Annotated in this window: 13 protein-coding genes; 8 read left to right on the top strand and 5 right to left on the bottom strand. The window is 65.7% G+C overall.

The features are described from left to right. The first annotated feature begins 333 nt into the window (after positions 1-333). Positions 334-6,432, top strand: a complete 6,099-nt coding sequence (locus NRS07_RS10675; RefSeq protein WP_259206296.1) for a CHAT domain-containing protein — start codon at positions 334-336, stop codon at positions 6,430-6,432. A 103-nt stretch (positions 6,433-6,535) separates the two neighbouring features. Here NRS07_RS10675 and NRS07_RS10670 read toward each other — a convergent pair whose 3' ends face one another. Together NRS07_RS10670 and NRS07_RS10665 are read right to left on the bottom strand one after the other, a co-directional pair. Beyond that, entirely contained in the window at positions 6,536-8,707 is a 2,172-nt protein-coding gene (locus NRS07_RS10670; RefSeq protein ID WP_259206293.1) for a prolyl oligopeptidase family protein, read from the bottom strand. A gap of 144 nt (positions 8,708-8,851) precedes the next feature. Beyond that, positions 8,852-10,237 carry an SEL1-like repeat protein gene (locus NRS07_RS10665; RefSeq protein WP_259206291.1) on the bottom strand — a complete coding sequence of 462 codons (1,386 nt, stop codon included), beginning with the start codon at positions 10,235-10,237 and terminating at the stop codon, positions 8,852-8,854. Positions 10,238-10,539: 302 nt separating this feature from the next. On the opposite strand from NRS07_RS10665, the gene NRS07_RS10660 reads away from it, so the two are divergent. Continuing rightward, a complete protein-coding gene (locus tag NRS07_RS10660) occupies positions 10,540-10,875 on the top strand; it encodes a hypothetical protein (RefSeq protein ID WP_259206288.1) in 336 nt (111 codons plus the stop codon). 69 nt (positions 10,876-10,944) lie between these two features. Then, complete coding sequence (locus tag NRS07_RS10655; protein ID WP_259206285.1) at positions 10,945-12,915, top strand: TonB-dependent receptor; 1,971 nt, start codon at positions 10,945-10,947, stop codon at positions 12,913-12,915. A gap of 172 nt (positions 12,916-13,087) precedes the next feature. On the opposite strand, the gene NRS07_RS10650 is transcribed toward NRS07_RS10655, so the two are convergent. Together NRS07_RS10650 and NRS07_RS10645 are read right to left on the bottom strand one after the other, a co-directional pair. Next, entirely contained in the window at positions 13,088-13,750 is a 663-nt protein-coding gene (locus NRS07_RS10650) for a PolC-type DNA polymerase III (RefSeq protein ID WP_259206270.1), read from the bottom strand. Positions 13,751-13,765: 15 nt separating this feature from the next. Next, on the bottom strand, positions 13,766-15,046 hold the full coding sequence (locus NRS07_RS10645) for an Hsp70 family protein (RefSeq protein ID WP_259206268.1): 1,281 nt from the start codon (positions 15,044-15,046) through the stop codon (positions 13,766-13,768). Between the two features lie 172 nt (positions 15,047-15,218). Between NRS07_RS10645 and NRS07_RS10640 the strand changes: the two genes are divergently transcribed. The 5 genes from NRS07_RS10640 to NRS07_RS10620 all read left to right on the top strand — a co-directional run bounded on the left by NRS07_RS10640 (position 15,219) and on the right by NRS07_RS10620 (position 20,950). Beyond that, a complete protein-coding gene (locus NRS07_RS10640; protein ID WP_259206266.1) occupies positions 15,219-15,674 on the top strand; it encodes a DUF2244 domain-containing protein in 456 nt (151 codons plus the stop codon). A 127-nt stretch (positions 15,675-15,801) separates the two neighbouring features. Further along, positions 15,802-16,713 (top strand): isoaspartyl peptidase/L-asparaginase, encoded by a 912-nt coding sequence (locus NRS07_RS10635; protein ID WP_259206265.1) that lies wholly within the window; start codon positions 15,802-15,804, stop codon positions 16,711-16,713. Next, positions 16,710-17,588: a cyanophycinase gene (locus tag NRS07_RS10630; RefSeq protein WP_259206261.1), complete on the top strand. Its 879-nt coding sequence runs from the start codon at positions 16,710-16,712 to the stop codon at positions 17,586-17,588. Before NRS07_RS10635 ends, NRS07_RS10630 begins: the two co-directional genes overlap by 4 nt. After that, positions 17,585-20,188: a cyanophycin synthetase gene (gene cphA / locus NRS07_RS10625; RefSeq protein ID WP_259206258.1), complete on the top strand. Its 2,604-nt coding sequence runs from the start codon at positions 17,585-17,587 to the stop codon at positions 20,186-20,188. Before NRS07_RS10630 ends, cphA (NRS07_RS10625) begins: the two co-directional genes overlap by 4 nt. 216 nt (positions 20,189-20,404) lie before the next feature. Continuing rightward, positions 20,405-20,950 carry an outer membrane beta-barrel protein gene (locus NRS07_RS10620; protein WP_259206251.1) on the top strand — a complete coding sequence of 182 codons (546 nt, stop codon included), beginning with the start codon at positions 20,405-20,407 and terminating at the stop codon, positions 20,948-20,950. 51 nt (positions 20,951-21,001) lie between these two features. Here NRS07_RS10620 and cphA (NRS07_RS10615) read toward each other — a convergent pair whose 3' ends face one another. Continuing rightward, on the bottom strand, positions 21,002-23,638 hold the full coding sequence (cphA, locus tag NRS07_RS10615) for a cyanophycin synthetase (RefSeq protein ID WP_259206241.1): 2,637 nt from the start codon (positions 23,636-23,638) through the stop codon (positions 21,002-21,004). Positions 23,639-23,731: the final 93 nt, after the last annotated feature.

Here is a 23,731-nt window from a genome sequence, read left to right as displayed (position 1 = left end):
AACGCCGAAGACGTACCGGACAATGCGGAGAAATCCGAGGATGGCTCCGACGCGTCGGTTTTCTCCAGCACCGCCGGTTCGCCTCACGCAGTCGGGCGTGAACCTTTTGCGATGCCGCTAATCTTAACTTGCATAGCAGTGTCATTCCGACAACCATAATAACTGAATTGCCACCCTCTCCAAGAAACCCTCACGTTTGATCCGCTGCCTGTAACAAATCGCCTGACTGCGCTGCTATCGACTACTGCCATGCGGTCGCGGCCGGGCATCCAAAGGTGAGTGGGCCGTTGACCTGCCGCTCGTCACCGCATGATTCAGCCCGAGGAGTTTGCCATGTCCGATAGTGCTGTCGACCGCCCGATAAGCTTGACGATTACAGGACGCAGGCTCGACTCAAAGCCTATGCCCGCCGCCTTCCTGCGTACCGGACCGCGGCGAACCGCGACACCGGATCCAGGCGCTGCCCCCACGGCCCAGGACGCAGATGACGACCTTCTGCCCCCTGGCTTGGTGGTGTTGGACGTCATCGATGTCAGCCCCGCCACCCGCGATACGGAAGCGACACGGATCTCCCTGCAAGTCGAGCCCGGCCAGATCGTCGTCCTCGAGCTGGCCGACGGCGGCACACTCGTTGCTAACCCCAGCCGGCTGAAGGAGGCACTGGATCGTGCCGGCGCGAGCCAGTCTCGGAACAGCACTCTGTCCGATCTCGACAAGCTGGGGCCGGACACCGGCAGGCATCGCGGTGCCTTGGCCATGTTAAAGGGGGTCATCTCCAAGATCAGCCTGATCGCGGTGCCGGATAGCATCGAGGACACCTTGTTGCAAGGTATCGACTTGGCGCAGGACGGCATCTCCTGGCTCGGCACCAAGGCACTGATGGCAGCCATCGAGGGGCGCCAGACCTACCACGGCTTGTGCCGTTGGAAATACCAGGCGGACGATGTCGACGAGCTCGCCAGCGTGATCCTCACCACACCCGGTGATCAACCGCCGCCGGATGCTGAACTACTCGTCTTCGTGCATGGAACCGGCTCAAGCACCCTCGGCAGCTTCGGTCATCTGCGGACGGCCGAACCAGAGCTTTGGAACGACCTCTGCGGGCATTATGGGGACCATATCTATGGGTTCGAACACCGAACCCTGTCGCAAAGTCCGATCGAAAACGCACTCGAACTGGTCCAATCCCTGCCCCACGGCGCCCACATTTCTCTGGTGTCGCACTCCCGTGGGGGACTGGTTGCCGACCTGCTGTGCCTCGCCGACTTCGGCGCCCAGATCGAGCATTATAGGTATCCATTCCACTCGCCCGGCACGCGCGACGCCAAGCAGCGCAGAGACATCCTGCGCGGGCTCGAAGACGCCTATGGCGAGCAGCGGGAACTGCTGCTGAAGCTTGCCGGGGAATTACGTGAGCGCAAACTCGTCATCCGCAGGTATGCCCGCATCGCAAGCCCGGCCAACGGTACTCTATTGGCCAGTGGAAACTTTGATGTTTTCCTGTCGGGCTTGCTAACACTTCTGCATGCCGTCCCCTTCCTGTACACCAGCGTGTTATATCGGATATTCCGTCGTGCAGTCATCGAAATCGCCAAGCGCCGCACCGACCCGCACCTGGTACCCGGCATCGAGGCCATGCTGCCGGATTCGCCCCTGGCCCAGTTCCTGTCCGAGGCGCTGGTCAAACCGGACATCCAGATGGCTGTGATTGCCGGCGACGTCGATGGTGGTGACATGCTCAGCCGCCTGCGCGTGGCGCTCACAGATTTCGTCCTGTTCGACAAGCAGGACAATGACCTCGTTGTCGACACCCCCGCCATGCTGGCCGGTATCGCGCCCCAGGCCAAGGCCAGGGTATTGTTCGAACGCGGGGCCCACGTTTCCCACTTCCGCTATTGCAGCAACAGCTCCAGCCGCCTGGCGCTGCGAGACTGGCTGATCAGCCGCGATCCCACCAAGCTGGATCGTTTTATCGCGATTCCGGGGCGCGAAGCCATTACCAAGGAATTGGAAGTCGCCAAACGGCGTGGTAATGGCGGTACGGCGCGCCTGCCGATAGTGGTGGTCTTGCCCGACATGATGGCTTCGCACCTGAAAGAGAAACATACGCAGCTGTGGTATCCACCGGTCCCGGGCGACAGGGGACTGGAACTGCTCGCACTGAACGGACGCAACGTCGAGGCAACCGAGGTGATCGACGTCCTGTACGCGAAACTGTGCGCTGAGCTTGTCCCAACCCACCAAGTGTTCACCTTCCCCTACGACTGGCGCCAGCCACTGAGGAAACTGGGCGAACGGCTGGCCAGCTTTCTCGAACGTTTTCGCGATACCCCGGAGCCGGTAAGGCTGATCGCACACGGGATGGGCGGCCTGCTGGTGCGAGCCTGCACCCATGCCTCCGAACAGCGGATCTTGGAGGTACTGATGCGGCGCGACGGCGCGCGGATCGTGATGCTCGGCACTGCCAACCGCGGCACACATGCCGTGGTGGCCGATCTGCTGGGCAAGGGCGATGGCTTGCGCTCGCTCTGGCGGCAACAGTTCAGGAGCACCAATTTCCACGACCTGCTGTCGACCTTCGCTGCTTTCCCTGGCATGCTTTCAATGCTTCCTACGCGCGACTTTGCCGACGCGTTCGATATCGCCCCTGGCGCAAGCGATCGCAACTACTACAACGAAGCTTATTGGCGGAAATTGTCTGAGCTGTTCTCCGACCGCTGGTTCGGTGAGAACTGCGGTGCCGTGCCGAATCAGGCCTTGCTGTCCGAAGCCGGGTGGCTGGCCGCGCATGACGCCCAGCTTGAGCAGCGTGGCGAAACGCCTTTGCCAAGTGGCGCCGAACCGAAGACGATCTACGTCTTCGGCGTTGCGCAGAGCACGCCATGCGGGATCGCCGAGGCGCAGGCGGGCCTGCTCGGCACGGCAGCCGGCGACGGCATCGTCACGTGGGAATCCGGGCGCCTGCCCTGGATCGATAGTTACTACTTTATGCCGGCGCGCCATGGCGACTTGCTGGCCACGCAGGAGCATTTTCCGGCCATCCTGGAACTGCTCAAAACCGGGACAACGCGTCTGCTAGCACACGAGCCGCCGACGCGCCCCGCGGACATGAGCGGCACGGTCCTCTACGACGCTGCCCCGCCGACCGCCGCCGATACGGAGGCAGTGCAGCGCTGCCTGGTCGGCGGCTCATTGCGAAGCCGGGTGCCGGCCGGACCGCTACGCCGACTGGATGTGACCGTGCGGGCAATGGACCTGCGCTTCGTGTCCAGCCCTATCATGGTGGGGCACTACGAACAGGATCCGATCTCCGGCGCAGAGGCGCAGATCGACCGCGAGCTGCTGGATGGCGACCTGAGCAGGCGTTACAACCTGGGCGCGTATGCCGGCGCGCGCGGTAGCGCAACCGTCGTGCTGCGCGACGCCAGCTCGAGCAAACCCGGCGGCCGCCTGAGCGGTGCCGTGGTCGCCGGGCTGGGGCGCTACGACGGCACGCTTAGCGCTTCCGAGCTTACCGAGGCAGTGCGCGTCGGCGCCCTGCGCTTCCTCCTTCAAGTCATGGACGTGCTCGGCAAGGATGAGCGCCAGCTGGAACTCTCATCTTTGCTGCTGGGCTTCAATTCGTCCGCCAACCTGTCGGTCGCCTCGTCGGTCGAGGCGCTGGTGCGCGGCGTCATGTCCGCTAACGAGCGCTTCCACGAGCGGACCGGGCTGAACATCCGGATTGGCGTACTCAATATCGTCGAGCTCTACCTTGATACGGCCATCGCCGCCGTTTATGCCCTGCGCGATCTACGCGACAGGCTGAAGCAAATCGCTTACAAACAGCATACCGAACTCAGCGTATGTGACGAACTCGTGAGCGGCGAAGGCGTGCGACAGCGTCTGCATGACACCACCGAAGCCAGCTATTGGCCCCGCATCATCATCACCGATGCCAGCCATGCCGAGGAGCACGCGTTTGCCGAGCCGCTGCCGATACCGACCGGACAGAAGGAAGCACCGATCGCCGACCGGCTGCGCTTCATGTATATCGGCTCCCGGGCGCGCGCCGAGACCACGGTGCAGCAGCGTCAACCGAGCCTGATCGAAACACTGGTACGGCAGCAGATCGACAGCCACAAATGGAATCCTGATTTCGGCCGTATGCTATTCCAGCTGATGGTGCCCCACGACTTCAAGGATGCTGTGCGCCAGCTCGACCGCCTGGTGCTGGTGGTTGACGGCTATACGGCCAACCTGCCGTGGGAACTGATGCTGGCGGACAGCGCCCCAGACGGTGGCAACGACCTTGACCACGAGCAAACGCCGCTGGCAGTACGCGCTTCCGTGGTTCGTCAGCTCTCCGCCCTGCGCTACCGGCCGCAGGTAGTGCAGGCGATCGCCTACAGCGCGCTGGTCATCGGCAACCCGTCGGTGCGAGGTTTCCGCACAGCTTTTGCCGATAGCGGAGGCAATTCCCGTACGAACGGCAGCCTTGCCCCGTTACGTGGCGCACGCGACGAGGCCAGCACGATCCAACAGGTGCTGACCAAGCACGGTTACGAGGTCGAAGGCCTAATTGGCGAGATCGGAGACGTCGGCGCGCATGCACAGTCCGACTCCGCGGCGCAAACGCAGGCCACGGCGCTGGCGCGTTCGTCCGAGCGCCATGGCCCCCGTGTCGACGGCGGCAGGGGCGAGCCCACCGACGCCACTCACGTACTGGCGGCACTGTACCGCCAGCCATGGCGCATTCTGCATGTCTCCGGTCACGGTGTGTACAACATCAAGCACAAGGACGGCCGCTTCCGCAGCGGCGTCGTGTTGTCGGACGGCCTCTTGATCACCGCGGCTGAAGTGGCCGCCATGGAGGTGGTACCTGAACTAGTCTTCCTGAATTCCTGCCACAGCGGCCAGTTCGACGGTGGACGGCAGAGCAACCGCCTGGCCGCCAGCATCGCACGCGAGCTCATCGAGATCGGTGTGCGCTGCGTATTGGTGGCCGGCTGGGCGGTCGACGACGCCCTTGCGCGAATGTTCGGCACTACGTTCTACGAGCAACTGCTGGGTCAACGCAAGCAGTTCGGGGAGGCAGTCAAGGCCGCGCGAAAGACCGTTTGGGATGAAAACCGGGCCGACCTTACCTGGGGCGCCTTCCAGGCCTACGGTGACCCCGGCTGGATGGCGGAAGCCGGCACCGACAATGCCGACGGACCGGTCAAGGAAACCCAATTCGTGAGCCTGGAAGAAATGCTGGATGCCTTAAGCGATTTGCGGGTTCGCCTCTCGCACCGGCGCGAGGCATTTGCCGACAAAGACAGTGCCCTGATCACAAAGCAACTCGAACTGCTGTTAACCAAGCGCTGCCAGCCCAAATGGCTGGAGCGCCCGGAACTGCATGCTGCCATAGGGGCCACCAGGCGCGAGCTGAACCAGATCAGGCAGGCCTACGATGCGTTCCTGCGCGCTGTACAGCTGGAAGACAAGTTCGGACAAGTGTCGGTCCGCAACATCGAACAATTGGCGGAAGTCGAAGCCCAATACGGGGAACAGTGCGCCGAGCGCGCGCTCACCCGCGAAAACGGCGAAGAGGTGGACCAAATAAAGCTTCAACAGGACCTGGAAGAAAGCGGGTTACTGCTCGAGCGGGCACTGTTACGACTAGTGGCACTCGATCGCCTGTCCAGCGTCGACGCCGGGGAGCGGTGCCTGGGGCGCGCCGGCCCGGACCAGCCGCCAGCCACTGCCGGGCTGGCCGTTCCTGCGACGGCCCCGCCGAAGTGCCAGCGCCAGGCGCTGCGCGGCAGGATCCACCGCCGCAAGGCCAGCGTGCACGCACGTCATTTGCTGGCCCCTTGCGGTCGGCGGATCGAGCAAGCCACTTGGATACAGGACCAGATGGAAGAGGAACTCAGGCACGCTACCGACGCCTACAAGGTAGCCGAAGGCAGTCCGGCACTGGGGCATTTCGCTCCCCAACTGGCCCTGAGCAGGCTCGCGCTGGAGGCTCTCGCGGGCCTCCACACTACTCCAGAGGCGCAAGGTCCGGCGATCACCTTCGCGCGGCTATGTGCGCACGACGCCGATACCGGCCAGTCAGGCAACGCCGCCGCGGCGCTACTCAGGGCAAAGGCCTTGCTGGTGGAAACCCTGATCACCGGGATACTCGGGGACGACGGCCCGGGCGGCCAAGCCGCCTTCGAGAATATCCTGCAAGGCTATGCTGATGCGACCAGGGGTATCGCTCTCAAGCCCTCGGAGCTGGATGCCATCGTGACCGACATCGAGGAGCTGGCGCGCCTATATGGCGCGTTGAGCACGCGAGACCAGGGCCCCGACGAGAGCTGGGCCCGGATTGCCCGGACCCGCGAACACATCACCGATAACCTCAGGAAGCTGGCACGCAGGCTGCAGCCAGCCCGCACTCAAGCGGGAGGCAAGCGCATCTGAATGCGCGCGCGAGGCAATCTAGGTGCGCTGCCATACGCATACCGATGAAAGCACCGCCGGCCGCCAGGTTTCCCAGGCGGCCATTTCATTTCAGCGTGACGATTTAGTGATTACCGCCCACCGCTTTCTCGCCATCTCCAACGCGCAGCTCGCGCGCCAGGAAGCCCCAGCGGTCCGCCACTTCTTCGATCAGCTTGGTGGTCGGCTTGCCCGCGCCATGCCCTGCCTTGGTATCGATGCGGATCAGGATCGGGGCGGCCCCGCCTTGCGCGGCCTGGGCCGCCGCGGCGTACTTGAAGCTGTGCGCGGGAACCACGCGGTCGTCGTGGTCGGCGGTGGTGACCATGGTGGCCGGATAGCAGCTGCCTTTCTTGAGGTTGTGCAGCGGCGAATACTTGACCAGGGCCTTGAACTCTTCGGGGTTTTCCGAGGAGCCGTAGTCCGAGGTCCAGGCCCAGCCGATCGTGAACTTGTGGAAGCGCAGCATGTCCATGACGCCCACGGCGGGAATCGCCGCGCCGAACAGTTCCGGACGCTGGGTCATGGCCGCGCCCACCAGCAGGCCGCCGTTGGAGCCGCCGCCGATCGCCAGTTTCTCGGGCGAGGTCACCTTGTTGGCGATCAGCCATTCGGCCGCACCGATAAAGTCGTCGAACACGTTCTGTTTCTGCAGCTTGGTACCGGCCTGGTGCCAGGCTTCGCCATATTCGCCGCCGCCGCGCAGGTTGGCCACCACGTAGACGCCACCCATTTCCATCCAGGCCAGGTTGGCCGGCGAGAAGGACGGGGTCAGCGCGACATTGAAGCCGCCGTAGCCGTACAGGTAGGTCGGGTTCGAGCCGTCGAGCTTCAGGCCTTTTTTCGACACGATGAACATCGGCACCTTGGTGCCGTCGCGGCTGGTGTAGAACTGCTGGCGGGTTTCATAATCGGCCGGCGTGAAATCGACCTTCGGCTGGCGGAACACGGTGCTCTTGCCGGTCTTCATGTCCAGGCGATAGATCGTGGTCGGGGTGGTATAACCGGTAAACGAGTAGAAGGTCTCGGTGTCGCCGCGCTTGCCCGCCAGGCCGCCTACCGAGCCGATGCCAGGCAGGGCGATCTCGCGCACCGGCTTGCCATCGAGCGCATGCACGCGCACTACGCTGCGCGCGTCTTTCAGGTATTCGAGCACCAGCTGGTTGTTGATGATGTCGGCGCCAACGAGGGTATCGGCGTTTTCGCCGACGATTTCCTTCCAGTTGGATGGGGCAGGCTTGGTGACGTCGATCGCCACGATGCGTTTTTTCGGCGCATTGCGGTCGGTGCTGAAATAAAACACGCTGCCAATGTTATCGATGAAGGTATAGCCGGCGTCGAAGTTGTCGATCAGGTCGACAACTTTCGCATCGGGTTTGCTCAGGTCCTTGTACGACACGCGGTATTTCGGCGCGGTGCCCTTGGTCGTGGTGATGACCAGGTAGCGGCCATCGTCGGTGGTCTGGCCACCGAAGCCCCATTCCTTCTGGTCGGGACGGTCGTACACCAGGGTGTCGAGACTTTGCGGGGTGCCGATGCGGTGGAAATACAGTTTCTGGAAATAGTTGACGTCGGCCAGCTTGGTCGCCTCTTTCGGCTCGTCGTAGCGGCTGTAGAAGAAGCCCTTGCCATCCTTGGTCCAGGCCGTGCTCGAGAACTTGACGAACTTGATGTGGTCTTCCAGATCCTTGCCGGTGGCGATGTCGCGCACCCGGATCTCGTTCCAGTCCGAACCCGAGGCCGCGGTGCTGTAGGCCAGCAGCTTGCCGTCGGGGCTCACTTCGATGCCGGCCAGGGCAACGGTGCCGTCGGCGGCCAGGGTGTTCGGGTCGAGCAGCACGCGCGGGGTGTCGCCCAGGCTTTTCTGGGTGAACAGGACCGACTGGTTCTGCAAGCCGTCGTTGCGGGTGTAGAAATACTGGCCGCCTTCCTTGCCAGGCACGCTGAAGCGCTCGTAATTCCACAGCTTGGTCAGGCGCGCGCGGATGGCCGCGCGTTGCGGAATCTCGGCCAGGTAGGCCTGGGTCAGCTTGTTCTGCGCGGTGACCCATTGCTTGGTGTCGGCGCTGTTGGCGTCTTCCAGCCAGCGATAGGGGTCGGCCACCGTGGTGCCATGATAATTGTCGGTCTGGCCAGAGGTCTTGGTCACCGGGTAATCCAGCGGGGTCCCGTTGGCGGGGCAGGTGTGCGCCAGCGCCGGGGTGGCGACGAATGCGGCGGCCAGCAGGGTGACGAGCGTTGCGTGTCTCAGGGTCATGTGCTTCTCATTCGAGTTATTCATGGGGTCGGCTTGGAGCGTACTCGGCGCCGCCGGCCATCATAACGCGAATTTTCGGGCTCGCCTACGGGTGGGCGGGCCGGGGCGGATCGTGCAACGCACTTCCGCTGCCGATGTAAGGCCCTAGTGGCCGGGGCTGGGCCGGCGCTGGCGGCGCCCACCCGGGACCCGTCCGGCCAGCACCCTGCCCCATGCGCCGACGCTGGCCCAGGGCTTGCCCGGCGCGCTGTCGCGCGGCTGGTGCGAGGAGTTGTCGGCGCCGGCGGCAAGCAGCATCCACATAGTGGCGCGCAGCGGATCGCGCTCGACGCCGCGGCCGCTGTTGACCATGCCGCCGAGGTTGTACTGGGCCAGCGCATGGCCCTGATCGGCCGCTTGCTGGTACCAGTAGGCGGCCAGGGTATCGTCGTGCGGCACGCCCTGGCCGTTGGCGTACAGTACGCCAAGGTTGTTCTGGGCGCTGGCGTCGCCCTGCTGCGCCGCGCGCCGATACCACTCGGCGGCGCGCGCTTCGTTGCGTGGCACGCCCTCGCCCTTGGCATACATGACGCCCAGGCTGAACTGGGCGTTGGCCGCGCCCTGCTCGGCGGCGCGCACATAGTACGCGAACGCGCGCCCGGGGTCGCAAGGGGCGCCACGGCCGCTGGCGAGCATGGCGCCGGCGCAGTATTGCGCCTGGGCGTGGCCGCGGTCGGCGGCCCGCACGAACCACGCCAGGGCGCGCTCGTCGTCGCCCGAGCCGTGGCCGGCCGCCAGCAGCGTGGCCAGCGCGTATTGGGCGTCGGTATCGTTCCTGAGCGCCGCACGCTCGAGCCAGGCCACGGCGCGTTCGGGGTCGGGCTGCACGCCCTGGCCGTGCGCATAGGCCAGCCCGAGATAGCGCTGGGCAACCGGATCGCCCAGGGCAGCGGCCTGGCGAAACCAGCACAGCGCCTGCGCGTCGTCGGCGACGATGCCGTCGCCGCGGCGGTACATGAGCGCCAGGTTGAGCTGGGCCGGGGCGTGGCCCTGGCGCGCCGCCTTGCGAAACCAGGCCATGGCCAGCGGATGGCTGGCCACGACCCCGAGGCCGCGCAGGTAGCATTCGCCGAGCACGTTCTGGGCACTGGCCAGCCCCTGCTCGGCGGCGCGGTAGAACCAGCCGAAGGCGCTGTCGTGCGACTGCGGTACGCCGCGGCCCTTGCGGTAGAGCAGGCCCAGGTTCTGCTGGGCGGAGGCGTCGCCCTGGGCGGCCGCACGCCCGAACCACCAAGCTGCGAGCTCGTCGCTGCGCCGGACGCCGCGTGCGTTGCAATACATGGCCCCGAGGTGGTTTTGCGCCGCCGCCAGGCCCTGCTGCGCTGCGCGTTTCATCCACTTGAGCGCGAGGCCATCGTTGCGCTCGATGACCTCGCCCTGTTTATAGAGCAGGCCGAGGTTGTATTGCGCATAAGGGTTGCCACGCACGGCGGCAGGATGAAACCACAGGAAGACTTCGTATCCTTCGCGCGGCGCGTTCTGGCGATTCATCCATACCCCCCCTGCAACGACCTCGGTGACTCGGCACGCGGGTAAAGCAAAGGACAGCAGCACACCCGTCGTTGTAAAAATTTTAAGACGGCAGCGCGCGCCGGGTTTGCGTCGGCACAATCGTGACGACCGGCCAGCGGTGCGCCCCGCACTCGAGAGATGCAACAATCCAACGGTTTGGCATGCCTGCCTTATAATGCGCGTCTTAAGGCTTCAGTCTTTTGGGTTCAATTACCATGCCGCAATGTGCAGGCAAGGCCCTTCCGGCATACACGATATCGATGGTTGTTCTGCTTTCACGCATGCGATCCACCCGCTGGGTCTTGGTGTTGCTCCTGACGGTGGCGATGGTCTTCGCGCACTGGCAAGGCTTGGCGCACCGGGTTGCGCACCGCTCGCAAGCGGTGCTGGCGCCAGCCAGTGCCGGCGCTGGCACTGGCGCTAACACCCACCAGAAAGCGCTGCAGCATTCGTGCCTGGCTTACGACGCCGCCACGGTGGCGCCGGCCCTGGACCGGCCAGGCTGCAGCGCCGCGCTCTTGCCGGGCGGGCGTGCGCTGGTCTTGCTGGCCACCTATCGTTCTTGGGATGCACCGCCCACCATTCAGTTTCACTCCCGCGCTCCGCCGTTCGCCTGATTGCCTTGAATTCTCGACGCGCCTGCGCCTAGCGCGCGCGTTTGCCTCTCTTTTTTTTCAGGAATAATCATGCACGTCCAGCCTACCCTCCTGGCGAGCGCAGTCTTGAGCGCTCTCGCCCCGTTGTCGTTTGCCCAATCCACCTCGGCTGAGCCGATTGCCACCGTGATCGTCACGGCCACGCCATTTCGCGCTTCCGAAGGCGACCAGATCCTGACCCCGGCCAAGGTCCTGGCCGGCCATGAACTGCGCAGCAAGCTCGGCAGCTCGCTGGGTGAGACCCTGTCCAGCGAGCTCGGGGTGTCGGCATCGGCATTTGGCGCCGGCGCATCGCGCCCGATCATTCGCGGGCTGGAAGGCAACCGCGTCAAGGTGCTGGAAAACGGCATGGCGGTGTCCGACCTGTCGGGCCTGTCGAACGACCATGCGGTAACCGGCGAACCGGCGACCGCGCGCCAGATCGAGATTTTGCGCGGACCGGCGGCGCTGCTGTATGGCTCCGGGGCGATCGGCGGCTTGGTCAACGTCGTCAACGAGCGCATCCCGACCGAACACCATGACGTGCCCAGCGGTGTGGTCGAAACCCGCTACAGCACGGTCGACCATGGGCGCGCCGTATCGTTCTCGGGCGATGCATCGGTTGGCAAGACGGCGCTGCATGTCGATGGCAGCGGGCGCAAGGCCAAGGATTACCACGTGCCGGGTGCTCCGGATGGCGACACCCTGCCCAACTCGGCCCTGCGCCAGCACACCCTGGCGGCCGGCGCGTCTTACATTGGCGAGCGCGGCTACGCGGGCGCCTCGGTCAGTTCACTGAAGAAAAAATACGGCATTCCTGGTGGCGAAGGGGCGCAGATCGACCTGGACCAGACCCGCTACGACATCGACAGCCAGCTCGACGCGCCGCTGCCGGGCTTCGACACGCTGCGCCTGAAGCTGGGCTATAACGATTATGGCCACGTCGAACTGAACGACGCGGGCGAGGCAGAAACGGTGTTTTCCAACCGCGCGCTGGAAAGCCGCCTGGAGCTCAAGCACAAGCCGGTGGCCGGCTGGTCCGGCAGCTTTGGCGTGCAGACCGAGCACGCCCGGTTTTCCGGCCTGTCCGCCGACAGCGGCGAATCGGCAACCGTGCCGGTGACCGTATCGGACACCTTCGCCGCCTTCCTGGTCGAAGAGCGCGAATTTGGCCGGGTACGCGTTAACACGGGCGTGCGTGTCGAAACCGTCGAGCGCGACCCCGAAGGCGCGCGCCGCCGCAACTTCGACCTGCTGTCGTATTCCGCCGGGGCGATTGTTCCGGTGGCTGCGGGCTACAACGCCGGCTTGACGGCCTCGTTCGCGCAGCGTGCACCGACCGCCGACGAGCTGTATTCGGGTGGTCCGCACGAATCGACCTTGACCTTCGACATCGGCAACCCGGACTTCAAAAAAGAAACCTCGCGCAATATCGAGCTGTCCTTGCGCAAGACGACCGGCCTGGTGCGCTGGCAGGCAAACCTGTTCCAGAACCGCGTGCGCGACTTTATTTATGGCGAAGTGAGCGATACCCTGCTCGACGACGAGGGCAATCCGGGTGACGAGCTGCGTGAGCGCAGCTTCCGCCAGGCAAATGCCACGATTCGCGGCGCGGAAGCCGAGATCAGCTATAACCTGCACAACGAGGGAACCTCGCTGCGGCTGTTCGGCGACATGTCGCGCGGTTCGCTCGACGATGCCGGCAGCCTTCCGCTCCAGCCCGCCAAGCGCCTGGGCGCGGAAATCGGCTACAAGGCAGGCGCTCTGCGCGGCGGACTGTCACTGCTGCGCGCCCTGAAGCAGGAGCGCCTGGCCGCTTTTGAGTCGACCCCGACCCCGGCCTATACCCAGCTCGATGCGAACCTGGCGTATGTGCAGCGATTGCGCAAGGTCGACCTGACCTGGTTCATCATCGGCAAGAACCTGCTCGACGAGGACATCCGGATCTCCACCTCGGTGCTCAAGGATGTCGCCTCGCTGCCTGGGCGCAATATCACGGTGGGGGTACGCGCGGCGTTCTAGGAACCTATCCCAATAGGGAGGAGGAAGTTGATGGCGATGCATGGCAGGCGCGGGCAAGGCGCGAGGAGGCCGCATGGCGAGCCATGCAACGACGAGCAACGCAGCACCCGTCTGTCAGGCGCGCCAGCAACGACTCATAACCTACTGGGATAGGTTCTAAGCGCGCAATTGCTCAAGCGGCGGCGCGGGCCTGCTCGAGGCGCTGCCGCTCGAGCAGCGCGTATTTATCCAGGAACACCGGCACCTTGGCCGCGGCAACCTTGTTGACCGACACCAGCAGGTCGGGCGCCACGCGCTCGAGCCCGCAAGTGCGGCCGAGATGGCGCGCCGCGTGCAGCAGCACCTCGGCGGCCACCTCGGCATCGGCTTCGGCCCGGTGGGCGCTGCCGCGGAAGGCAATGCCGAGGCGCTCGGACAAATTCCCGAGCTTGTAGCTGGGCAGTCCGGGGTACAGGCGGCGCGCCAGCTTGAGCGAGCAAACCAGGCCGGTATGGGCGGTTGGCCGGCCGATGCGCCAGCCTTCGGCCTTTAAAAATTTCTCGTCGAAGCTGGCATTGTGGGCCGACAGCATGTCGCCACCGATAAAGTCGAGCAGCTCGGGCATCACGCGCCCGGCCGAGGGCGCCGTATCGACCATCTGCTGGGTGATACCCGTGAGCGAGGTGATAAACGACGGGATGCGCACGCCGCAGTTCACCAGCGAGACGTAGCGCTCGCGGATTTCGCCGCCGACGATGCGCAGCGCGGCCACTTCGGTGATGCGGTCGCCCATCTCGGGCGACAAGCCGGTGGTCTCGAAGTCGAGCATCACAATCGGGCGTTCAAACACACTCATGGTTTCCTTTTTTGCCTATCCAAATTTGCGCAGCGCGTCGAGCGCCAGGCCGGCACCGATGCTGCCGAACAGGTCGCCTTCGACCTTGCGCGCGCCCGGCACCAGCGCCGCGATGCGCTCGCGCAGCAGCCCGACCCCGCTCGAGCCACCCGTGAAGAATACCGTATCGACGGCCTCGGGCTCCACCCCGGCCTCGGAAAACAGGCGCAGCACGGTGGCGCCAATGCTGTCGACCATCGGCCCGATCGCCAGCTCGAACTGGGCGCGCTGCACTGTCAGCGACTGCGGCGGCGCCAGGCGGTCGAGATCGAGCGTGACTGACGGGCTGTCCGACAGGCCGATCTTGGCGGCCTCGACCTGCATCGCCAGCCAATGGCCGGCGCGCTCGTCGATCAGGTGCTGCAGGCGCGCCAGCTTGGCCGGTTCGGCCGCCTCGCGCACCAGGTCAGCCAGCTGCGCGCTGCTCTTGCGCGTGTACGCCTGGTTGATCGTGTGCCAGGTGGCCAGATTAAAGTAATAACTCGACGGAATGGCCGCGCCCGAGAGCATGCTGCTGCCAAGCCCAAGCAGCGGCATCACGCTCGCCAGGCTCAGGTATTTATCGAAATCGGTACCGCCGATGTGTACACCGCCATTGGCCAGGATATCGTCGCGCCGCTCGACCCGGCCCGCCCGCTGCGGGCCCAGGCGTACCAGCGAGAAGTCGGAGGTGCCGCCGCCGATGTCGGCGATCAGCACCAGTTCTTCGCGGTCGATCTGCGACTCGTAGTCGAAGGCGGCGGCAATCGGCTCGTACTGGAAAGAAATCTCGCGAAAGCCGACGGCGCGCGCCACTTCTTCGAGCGTAGCCTGGGCGCGGCGGTCGGCTTCGAGGTCGTCGTCGATGAAAAAGACCGGGCGGCCGAACACGGCGCAGTCGAATTCACGCCCCGCCTGCTGCTGCGCGCGCTGCTTGACCTCGCCGATGAACTGGCCCAGCAGCGCCTTGAATGGCAAGGCACGGCCCGCGACCTCGGTCTGGCCGTCGATCAGGCTGGTGCCGAGCAGGCTCTTTAGCGAGCGCATCAGGCGGCCTTCGTAGCCTTCGAGGTAGTCGGCCAGCGCCGCCCGTCCATAACTGACCTGCTCGTCGTCGGCGTTGAAGAACACCACCGATGGCAGGGTCACCTTGCCGTCTTCGAGCACCAGCAGCGATTGCGCCGCAGACAGGCCGGCACCCGGCTGCAGGCTGCTGCCGGGCAGCCACCCGACCGTGGAATTCGACGTACCGAAATCGAGGCCGCAAGCGAGCGCCATAAGAACCTTCGTCTATAAAGGGGCGGTATGGTAACAGATAAGCGGCGCAATAGCCGGCCGGGGCGTGGCGGTTTTTCCGATTGTGGCAAACTGACACTTCTCACGCACGCCCCAGCAAACGATGAGTTCGGACCCCTGCCCCGGCGCTTTAGCCGCTCCGCGCGAGTGGCTCATGAAGCGCAACTGTTCGATGACGCCGCGCCAGGCCTTGCTGGTGTACGCCCTGCTGTGCTGCGCCACGCTCGGCATTGCGCTGGCGATGACGCTGCGCGGGGCCTGGATGGTGCTGGCCTTCGCCCTGCTCGAGAGCGCGGGGCTGGGCGCAGCACTGCTGCATTACTGCCGCCACGCGCTCGACCACGAGCGGATCCGCCTGGAGCCGGGCAGCCTGCTCATCGAACATGCCGATGGCGCGCGCTGCGCGGCGGTGCGGCTGGACCCTGCGCGCGTTCGCATCAGCCTGGCCGATGACCGCATGCGCACCCTGGTAGTAATCGAATCCGGCAGGCAGCGGGTCGAGGTGGGACGTTATCTGACAGCGTCGGCCCGGCTTGAGCTGGTGCGGGCCCTACGCACGGCCCTGCGCGCCGGCGCCGTGCCCGGTACCTCCCCGACATTATCCCTGTAAGCAAGCTCTTACACGAGCACGGCGACATTGCCGATATGGCAAGCAACTGCAGGCACGGATAATGCCGCATTGACTGCATGACAACATTTGTCACGCTGCAACACCTTACCCTTGGAATACCGACCAGATGAGCATCCCCCCAACGGCTGGCACCGTCGTAGTTCATGGCGGCGCCGGCGCTTCGCTCGACCATGAGGACGGCTGCGTACTGGCCGCCCGGCGCGCGCTGGCGCAACTCGAAGCCAATGGCGATGCGCTCGATGCCGCCATCTCCGCCGTGACCGCACTCGAAGACGACGGCCGCTTCAATGCCGGCAGCGGCTCGGTGCTTTGCCTGGACGGCGCGACCATCGAAATGGACGCGTCGATCATGGATACCCGTGGCCGCCTGGGTGCGGTCGCCTGCGTGCGCTCGGTAAAGAACCCGGTGCGCCTGGCACGCGCCATCGCCGACACGCCGCACTGGCTGCTCGCCGGCGAAGGCGCCCAGCGCTTTGCCCGCACCATCGGCATGGCCGACAGCGCACCGGCGTCGGATCACCAGCGCGCGGCGCACCGCAAGCTGATGACAGAACTGGCCGGCTCGGTGCCGGTCATGCCGGGCGTGACGAACCAGCTGTTCGAGCGCTTCTGGAATTACAAGACCCCGCTGCAGCTGCCGCCCGGTACCGCCTGCGACACGGTCGGCGCGGTAGTGCGCGGGCCCGATGGCCATTTCGCGGTGGCCTGCTCGACCGGCGGCTCGGCGCCTTCGCTGCTGGGCCGGGTCGGCGACGGCCCGATCATCGGCAGCGGCTTCTATGCCGGGCCGGAAGGCGCGGTAGCGGCCAGCGGCATCGGCGAGCATATCGTGCGTCACCTGCTGGCGCACACCGTCTACGGCTGGATCGCCGGCGGCATGCCCTTGCAGGACGCCCTGCGGCGCGGCGTCGAGCTGTTCGACCCGGATATCACCATCGGGCTGATCGCCGTGAGCCGCCACGAAGCCGGATCCTGCAGCAACCGAACCATGCCAACTTCAAGGATGACACAGCGATGAGCGAACCAGCACCAGCAAGAAACGGCCACCTCGTGATTATCGGTGGCCACGAGGACCGCAAGCACGACATGGCCATCCTGTCGCGCTTCGTGGAACTGTGCGGTGGTAGCGGCGCGAAAATCGTCGTGATTACCGCGGCCAGCACGGTCGCCGACGAGATGTGGCAGGTCTATGACAGCGCCTTTGGCATGCTGGGCGTGAGCCGCCACAGCCATCTCGAGCTGACCAGCAGGCAAGATGCCAACAGCGCGCAATTCGTAGCCCAGGTGGCCGAGGCAGACGGCATCTTCATGACCGGCGGCGACCAGAAGCGCCTGCTGGCGCTGATCGGCGGCACCGCGCTCGATGCCGAGATGCATATCGCGCTCAAGCTGCGCGGCGCCACCATCGGCGGCACCAGTGCCGGGGCTTCGGCGATGTCTGGCCACATGCTGGCCCAGGGCCGGGTCGAACTGCATCCCGAGAAAGGATCGGTCAGCCTCGGCGCCGGCCTCGGTTTCCTGCACCGGGTGGTGATCGACCAGCACTTCTCGGAGCGCCAGCGCCTGTCGCGCCTGTTGTCGGTGGTGGCCCAGAACCCTTACCTGCAGGGGATCGGCATCGACGAAGACACCGCCCTGGTCATCGAACGCGGGGTCGGCATCGAAGTGCTGGGCCAGGGCGCCGTGACCATCGTGGACGGACGCTCCATGACCACCAATGTGGCCGACATCAAGGACCGCGCCACCCCCGAACTGATCGACGTACGACTGCACCTGCTGCCGGCCGGCAGCAAGTATGCGCTGCCCGGCAGCGACGACCCGGCCTCGAACCGACTGCCCCTGCCTTTGATCGACATGCTGGAAATAATCACAAAACGGACGCCCATTCAATGAAACTCAAGGAAAAACGCCTGCTGCGCGGCCCCCACCTGTACGCCGACAGCCCCTGCCTGATGGCAGTCATCGAAGATAACGCTACCAAGGTGCCCGGCTTCGCCAGCCGCCTGTACGCGCTGCTGCCGGCACTGGCGCCAGACGCCGCCGTGCGCCTGGCCGACGACGCCCCGCTGGTCGACGCGGTCGAACCGGTGCTGATGGAACTGCAGCGCCTGGCCGGCGCCGCTGGCAGTTTCAGTACCACCGTGCCGGTGGCTGCGCACAATGCGGGGCAGCCACCTGTGGAATCGCGCCGCATCGTATGCGGCTACACCATCGAGCAGGTCGCCGAAGCGGCGCTGCGCTGCGCGCTCGACCTGGTCGACGCCGTGGCCACCGGACGCGACCCGGGCTTGGGCGCCACGGTCGAGCGCTTGCGCGAGCTCGCCCAGGACCACGCCATTGGCACCAGCACCGGCGCGGTGGTGCAGGCGGCGCTGCGGCGCGGCATCCCGGTCCAACGCTTGACCGCCGACGCCAACCTGTTCCAGCTCGGCTGGGGCAGCCGCCAGAAGCGCTTGCAGGCAACCGTCACCGGCGCCACCAACGCGATCGCGGTCGGCATTGCCAGCGACAAGCAGCTGACCAAGGCCCTGCTCGACGGCGTCGGCGTGCCGGTGCCGGGCGGCTCGACCGTGAACACGGTCGAGGATGCGCAGCGCGTGGCCCTGCGCCTGGCGCGCCCGGTCACCATCAAGCCGCTCGACGGCAACCAGGGCAAGGGCGTGACCACCAATTGCGCCACCCCCGACGAGGTGGCGCGCGCCTTCGAGCATGCGCGCCGTTACGGGCGCCGCATCATTGTCGAAGAACACCTGGCCGGCCGCGACTACCGCGTGCTGGTGACCGGCCGCAAGGTGGCCGCGGCCTCGTGGCGGCGCCCGCCCGGCGTGCTCGGTGACGGTCGCTCGAGCATCCGCGAGCTGGTCGAACTCGAAAACCGCAATCCCGCGCGCGGCGAAGGGCACGCCAATATCCTGACCAGGATTCCGATGGACGCGCTGGCCGAAGAGACGCTCGCCAAGCAGGGCTACGATCTCGACACCGTGCTGCCGGCCGGCGTCGGCGCCGACCTGCGCGGCAATGCCAACCTGTCCACCGGCGGCACCGCTGAAGACGTGACCGACCTGCTGCCGGAGGAAACCCGCGACCTGTGCATCCGCGCCGCGCGCACCATCGGCCTGGACATCGCCGGTATCGACATTGTTTGCCAGGACATCTCGCAGCCACTGCGCGGCCAGCGCGGCGGCATCATCGAGGTCAACGCGGCGCCCGGCATCCGCATGCACCAATACCCAAGCCGCGGCGCCGCGCGCGACGCCGGCGACGCCATCGTCGAGGCCCTGTTCGGCGACTGCGACGGCCGCATTCCCACGGTTGCCGTCACTGGCACCAACGGCAAGACCACCACCACCTTGCTGATCGCGCATGCCACCCGCATGGCTGGCCTTAGAACCGGCGTCACGACCACCGAAGGCGTGTACATCGATGGTCAGCGCACCATGAAGGGCGATTGCACCGGCTATCATTCGGCGCGCAGCATCCTGTCCGATCCGGGAGTCGAGTTCGCGGTGCTGGAAACGGCGCGCGGAGGTATTCTCAAGCGCGGCCTGGCCTACGACCGCTGCGACGTCTCGGTCGTGCTGAACGTGTCGAGCGACCACCTGGGCCTGGATGGCGTCGAGAACCTGGCCGATCTGGCAAAAGTAAAGGCCGTGGTGGCCCGGCGCGCCACCCGCGCGGTGGTGCTCAACGCCGACGACGATTATTGCGTGGCGATGGCCGGCAAGCTGCGCGAGGGCGTGGAAGTGCTGTATTTCTCGCTCGACCCCGATAACCCAACCCTGCTGCGCCACCTCGGGCAAGGTGGCCGCGGCGTCTACCTGCAGGACAGCACCCTGGTGCTGGCCAACGGCGCCCGCCACGAAGCCCTGCTCGACGTGCGCCAGATGCCGGTCGCGCTAGGCGGCGCGGCGCGCTACAACATCGCCAACGCGCTGGCCGCGGCCGCCGCCCTGAGCGCGTCCAGCCTGAGCAATGACGACATCGCGGACGGTCTGCGCAGCTTTGTCTCCGACAGCAAGAACAATCCGCTGCGCTCGAACCTGTTCGACGTCGACGGCGTCACCGTGATCGTCGACTATGCCCATAATTGCGCCGCCTACTCGGCCCTGGCCGACAGTGCGCGCGCCATGAGCGCCGGCCGGCTGGTGGGCGTGGTGGCCGCGCCGGGCGACCGGCGCGATGCCGACCTGGTCGACATCGGCCGCACCTGCGCGGCCGGCTTCGACGACCTGGTGATTTATGAGTCCGAGAACCGCGGGCGGTTTGAGGGTGAGACCGCGGCGCTGCTGGCACGCGGTGCGCGGTTGGCCATCGCCGCCGACGCGCTGACGGTCGAACTCGACGTGCACCGCGCGATTCGCCATGGCCTGTCGCTATGCCGGCCAGGCGACGTGCTGGTGTTCGGTTGCGGATCGTCGATCTCGGAACTGACCGAGGCGCTGCGCCCGACCCGGCCGGAACTGGCGCGCAGGATCGAAGCCGAAGCCGTCTAGGCCCTGCTCGTCCGACCCGATCAAGCCCCCGCGTGGGGCTTTTTCCTTATGTATTACTTAAACCTATAGATGCATATGTATCTATAAGCGTATCTACTAGCAATTTGTTACAAATTGCGCTGGACACACGTGTATCCTGATTCCAACCTACAACTGGCAACAAAATAAGACACTGAAGTAGCGGCAAGCACACAAGAAAAGATGGATGGAAAAGTAATGAAGAAAATCATTGTCGCCTTCGGCTACGGTATCGCCCTGGCAGGCGCCGCCCAAGCCGCGCAGGCCAGCGCGCCGGTCGCACCGACCAAAGCCTACGCTGGCGTGGGCGCCAGCGCGAGCGAGCGCCACGGTAGCTCGGTGAAAGTTGGAACCAAGATATTTGGCGGGGTCGCGTTCAGCGACAGCCTGGCGGTCGAAGGCGGGTATATCGACCTGCGCAAAGCCACGGCGGCGCCGGACGCGCGCACCATCGACCTTGGCGGATTCGGCACCTATGTCGCCGCCCGCCTGATGCGCCCACTCACAGAAACGCTGTCGGCCTTCGGCAAACTGGGCGTGGCGCACAATCAGCGCAAACTTGGCGTTTCTGGAATGCCCGGCGTACGCAAGGACACCGACACCGGCATCTACGGCGCTTTCGGCCTGCAGTATGCGATCAAGCCGGGCGTGGCCATCAGCGCCGAATACGAACGCTTCGGCAAGGACAAGAAGACCGGCGCCAAGGCCGACGCCTGGACGCTGGGGATCAACTTCGAGTTTTAAGCCACCGCAGGTCAGGCAAGACTGACCTGCGGCTACGCGGCTGAAGGCCTGCTACACCTGCGCGGCCACCAGGTCGGCACTTTCCGGATCGTTCACCCGCAAGGCTTCGACGAACACTTCCAGCGACGAACCGCAGGCGAAGACCAGCACGTCGCCTGGACGGCACAGCGACAGGCCGTGACGGATGGCATCACCCACCTCGAGCACCCGGTGCAGCGTGTCGCTGATGCCGGCCGCATCTTGCGCGCCTTGCAGGATCAGGTCGACGGCTTCGCCCATGGGACGGCCGCGGCTTTGCGATTCGTACACCACCAGCTCGTCGAAACGTTCGCCGCAGACGCGCCCGACTTCTTTCAGGTCCTGGTCGCGGCGATCGCCCGGCGCGGTGACGATGCCTACCAGCTGGCCGGGTAGCAAGGCGCGCGCCATTTCGGCCATCGCGCGGTAGGCGGCCGGATTGTGCGCGTAGTCGACGATCACGGTGACCCCGCGGATGTCGAACATATTGGTGCGCAGCGGATTGGTGCGCCCGTTCGAGACAAAGGTGGACAGGCCAGAGGCGATCTCCAGGTTACTGAACCCGGCGGCCATCAGCGCGGCCGCCGCGGCCAGGCTGTTGGCGATGTTAAAGCGTGCCCGGCCACCAAAGGCGACCGGCATGCTCTCGACCCGCAGCAATTCCTGGTGCAGGTTGGCGTCGGCCACGACCACCGCGTTATCTTGCAGATAGACGCCGCGCCCGCCTTCTTCGAAGTGCTGCAGCAGGGTCGGGTTTTCCGGGTCCATCGAGAAATAAACGATTTCGGTATTTGGCTTGACGCGCCGCCCCATCGCGACGCACAGCAGGTCTTCGGCATTGAGTACCACCGCCTTCGAGGCCGAAGTGGCGATCACGGCCTTGACCTGGGCCAGGTCTTCGATCGTGTCCACGCCATCGAGCCCAAGGTGGTCGGCCGCGATATTGAGCACCACGCCGACGTCACAGCGGTCGAAGGCCAGGCCGCGCTTGAGGATGCCGCCGCGCGCCGTTTCCAGCACCGCGATCTCGACATCGGGCGAACCCAGCACGGTGCGCGCCGACCAGTAGCCGGTGCAATCGCCCTTGGCGATCTGCTTACCGTCGATAAACACGCCTTCGGTGGTGGTCACGCCGGCCACCATCCCCGCCATGCGCGCCGTGTGACCGATCAGCAGCGTGGTGGTGGTCTTGCCGTTGGTACCAGTAATGGCGATCGTCGGGATGCGCCCGTCGGAGTCGCCCATCAGGCCCTGCACGATAGCGGCGCCGGCATCGCGCGCGCTGCCGCTGCTGGGATACTGGTGCATGCGGATACCGGGCGCCGCATTGACTTCGATGACCGCTCCGCGCTGGGCGTCGAGCGGCAGTGCGATGTCATGGCAGACAATGTCGATGCCAGCCACGTCCAGTCCGATCTTGGCCGCGGCGCGCACGCACAGCAGGCGGGTCGATTCCGGCAGCAGGTCGGTCACGTCCTCGGCGGTGCCGCCGGTGGACAGGTTGGCGTTGCCACGCAACTCGGCTGGCACGCCAAACGGCAGCACGCTGTCGGCGTCCAGCCCCTGCCTGCGCAGCATGTCGGCCGCGTGCTCGTCCAGCGCGATCCTGGTCAGGATATTGGCATGGCCGGCGCCACGCGCCGGATTGCGGTTCTCGCGCTCGACCAGCGCGCGGATGCTGGCAATGCCGTCACCGACGACGTGCGCCGGGCGGCGGCAGGACGCAGCCGCTACCGCGCCGTTGGCCACCAGCACCCGGTAGTCGCGCCCCTCGACGAAGCGCTCGACAATGATGCGGCGGCCGAACTGGCGTGCAAATTCAAAGGCCCGTGCCACGCCCTCGGGGTCGCGCACGTCGACCGTGACGCCCTTGCCCTGGTTGCCATCGAGCGGCTTGAGGGTGACCGGCGCACCCATGCGCGCGGCCACCCGCTGCGCCTGTTCCAGGCTGGTCACGGTCGAGCCTTCCGGCACTGGCACCCCGGCTTCGGCCAGCAGCGACTTGGTCAGCTGCTTGTCGCTGGCGATCTTCACCGCGATGAAGCTGGTTTCGCCAGTGGTGGTGGCCTGCAAGCGTTTCTGGCGCGCCCCCCAGCCCAACAGGAACAGGTTGGCGTCGTCGGTCACGCGCTGGGTCGGGATGCCGCGCTCGTGCGCCGCCGCCAGTACCGCCGCGGTGCTGGTGCCGATCGCGTAGCGCGCGACGATCGTGCGCAGCGCTTCCAGGCCTGGGGCCAGGTCGAACGCTTCTGCGTTGGCGAGCGCCTCGACCAGGTCGACCGCCAGCTGGAAGGCCGGCTGCGCCAGCCTTTCCTGCGAATACGCGCAGACGATGCGGAACTGGCCGGGGTGCCCGATCACGGGGCGGGTACGGCCATAATTGGCCGGCGCCGGCGCCCCGGCTTGATCCTGCAAATCGAGCATGACCTGCTCGATCACGCGCCCGAGGTAGGTGCCTTCGCGCAGGCGCTGGGCGAAGCCGCCGCGCTGGCCGGTGGCGAGCAACTGGCCGTGCAGCGAAGGCAGCGCCGCCAGCAGGGCGTCGTTAAAGCCGGGGAGCTGGGTCGACGACAGGCCATACAGGCCTTCTAGGTCGACGACGCTAAGCAGGCAAGGGGTATCGGCGTGGACGTTGGGTCCGCGCAAGAAGCGTTGTTCCAGGATTTGCACGAATAGATCCTTGTAATATTTATGGGCGCAGGCCGGCCGACAGACCAGCCCGCATCAAGCACGTACGCACGACTTAGGACGCTCGCCGCGACA

The organism is Massilia sp. H6, assembly GCF_024802625.1.
Taxonomy (GTDB): Bacteria; Pseudomonadota; Gammaproteobacteria; order Burkholderiales; family Burkholderiaceae_D; genus Telluria.
The sequence above is the reverse complement of the archived record's forward strand: the minus strand, read 5'-3'. Positions and strand labels throughout refer to the sequence as shown.

Coding starts and splice junctions, on each gene's coding strand:
- NRS07_RS10660 (WP_259206288.1), top strand. CDS start 10,540: ATGCGATCCACCCGCTGGGTCTTGGTGTTGCTCCTGACGGTGGCGATG.
- NRS07_RS10630 (WP_259206261.1), top strand. CDS start 16,710: ATGAGCGAACCAGCACCAGCAAGAAACGGCCACCTCGTGATTATCGGT.
- NRS07_RS10635 (WP_259206265.1), top strand. CDS start 15,802: ATGAGCATCCCCCCAACGGCTGGCACCGTCGTAGTTCATGGCGGCGCC.
- NRS07_RS10620 (WP_259206251.1), top strand. CDS start 20,405: ATGAAGAAAATCATTGTCGCCTTCGGCTACGGTATCGCCCTGGCAGGC.
- NRS07_RS10645 (WP_259206268.1), bottom strand. CDS start 15,046: ATGGCGCTCGCTTGCGGCCTCGATTTCGGTACGTCGAATTCCACGGTC.
- NRS07_RS10655 (WP_259206285.1), top strand. CDS start 10,945: ATGCACGTCCAGCCTACCCTCCTGGCGAGCGCAGTCTTGAGCGCTCTC.
- NRS07_RS10670 (WP_259206293.1), bottom strand. CDS start 8,707: ATGACCCTGAGACACGCAACGCTCGTCACCCTGCTGGCCGCCGCATTC.
- NRS07_RS10675 (WP_259206296.1), top strand. CDS start 334: ATGTCCGATAGTGCTGTCGACCGCCCGATAAGCTTGACGATTACAGGA.
- NRS07_RS10665 (WP_259206291.1), bottom strand. CDS start 10,237: ATGAATCGCCAGAACGCGCCGCGCGAAGGATACGAAGTCTTCCTGTGG.
- cphA (WP_259206258.1), top strand. CDS start 17,585: ATGAAACTCAAGGAAAAACGCCTGCTGCGCGGCCCCCACCTGTACGCC.
- NRS07_RS10640 (WP_259206266.1), top strand. CDS start 15,219: ATGAAGCGCAACTGTTCGATGACGCCGCGCCAGGCCTTGCTGGTGTAC.
- NRS07_RS10650 (WP_259206270.1), bottom strand. CDS start 13,750: ATGAGTGTGTTTGAACGCCCGATTGTGATGCTCGACTTCGAGACCACC.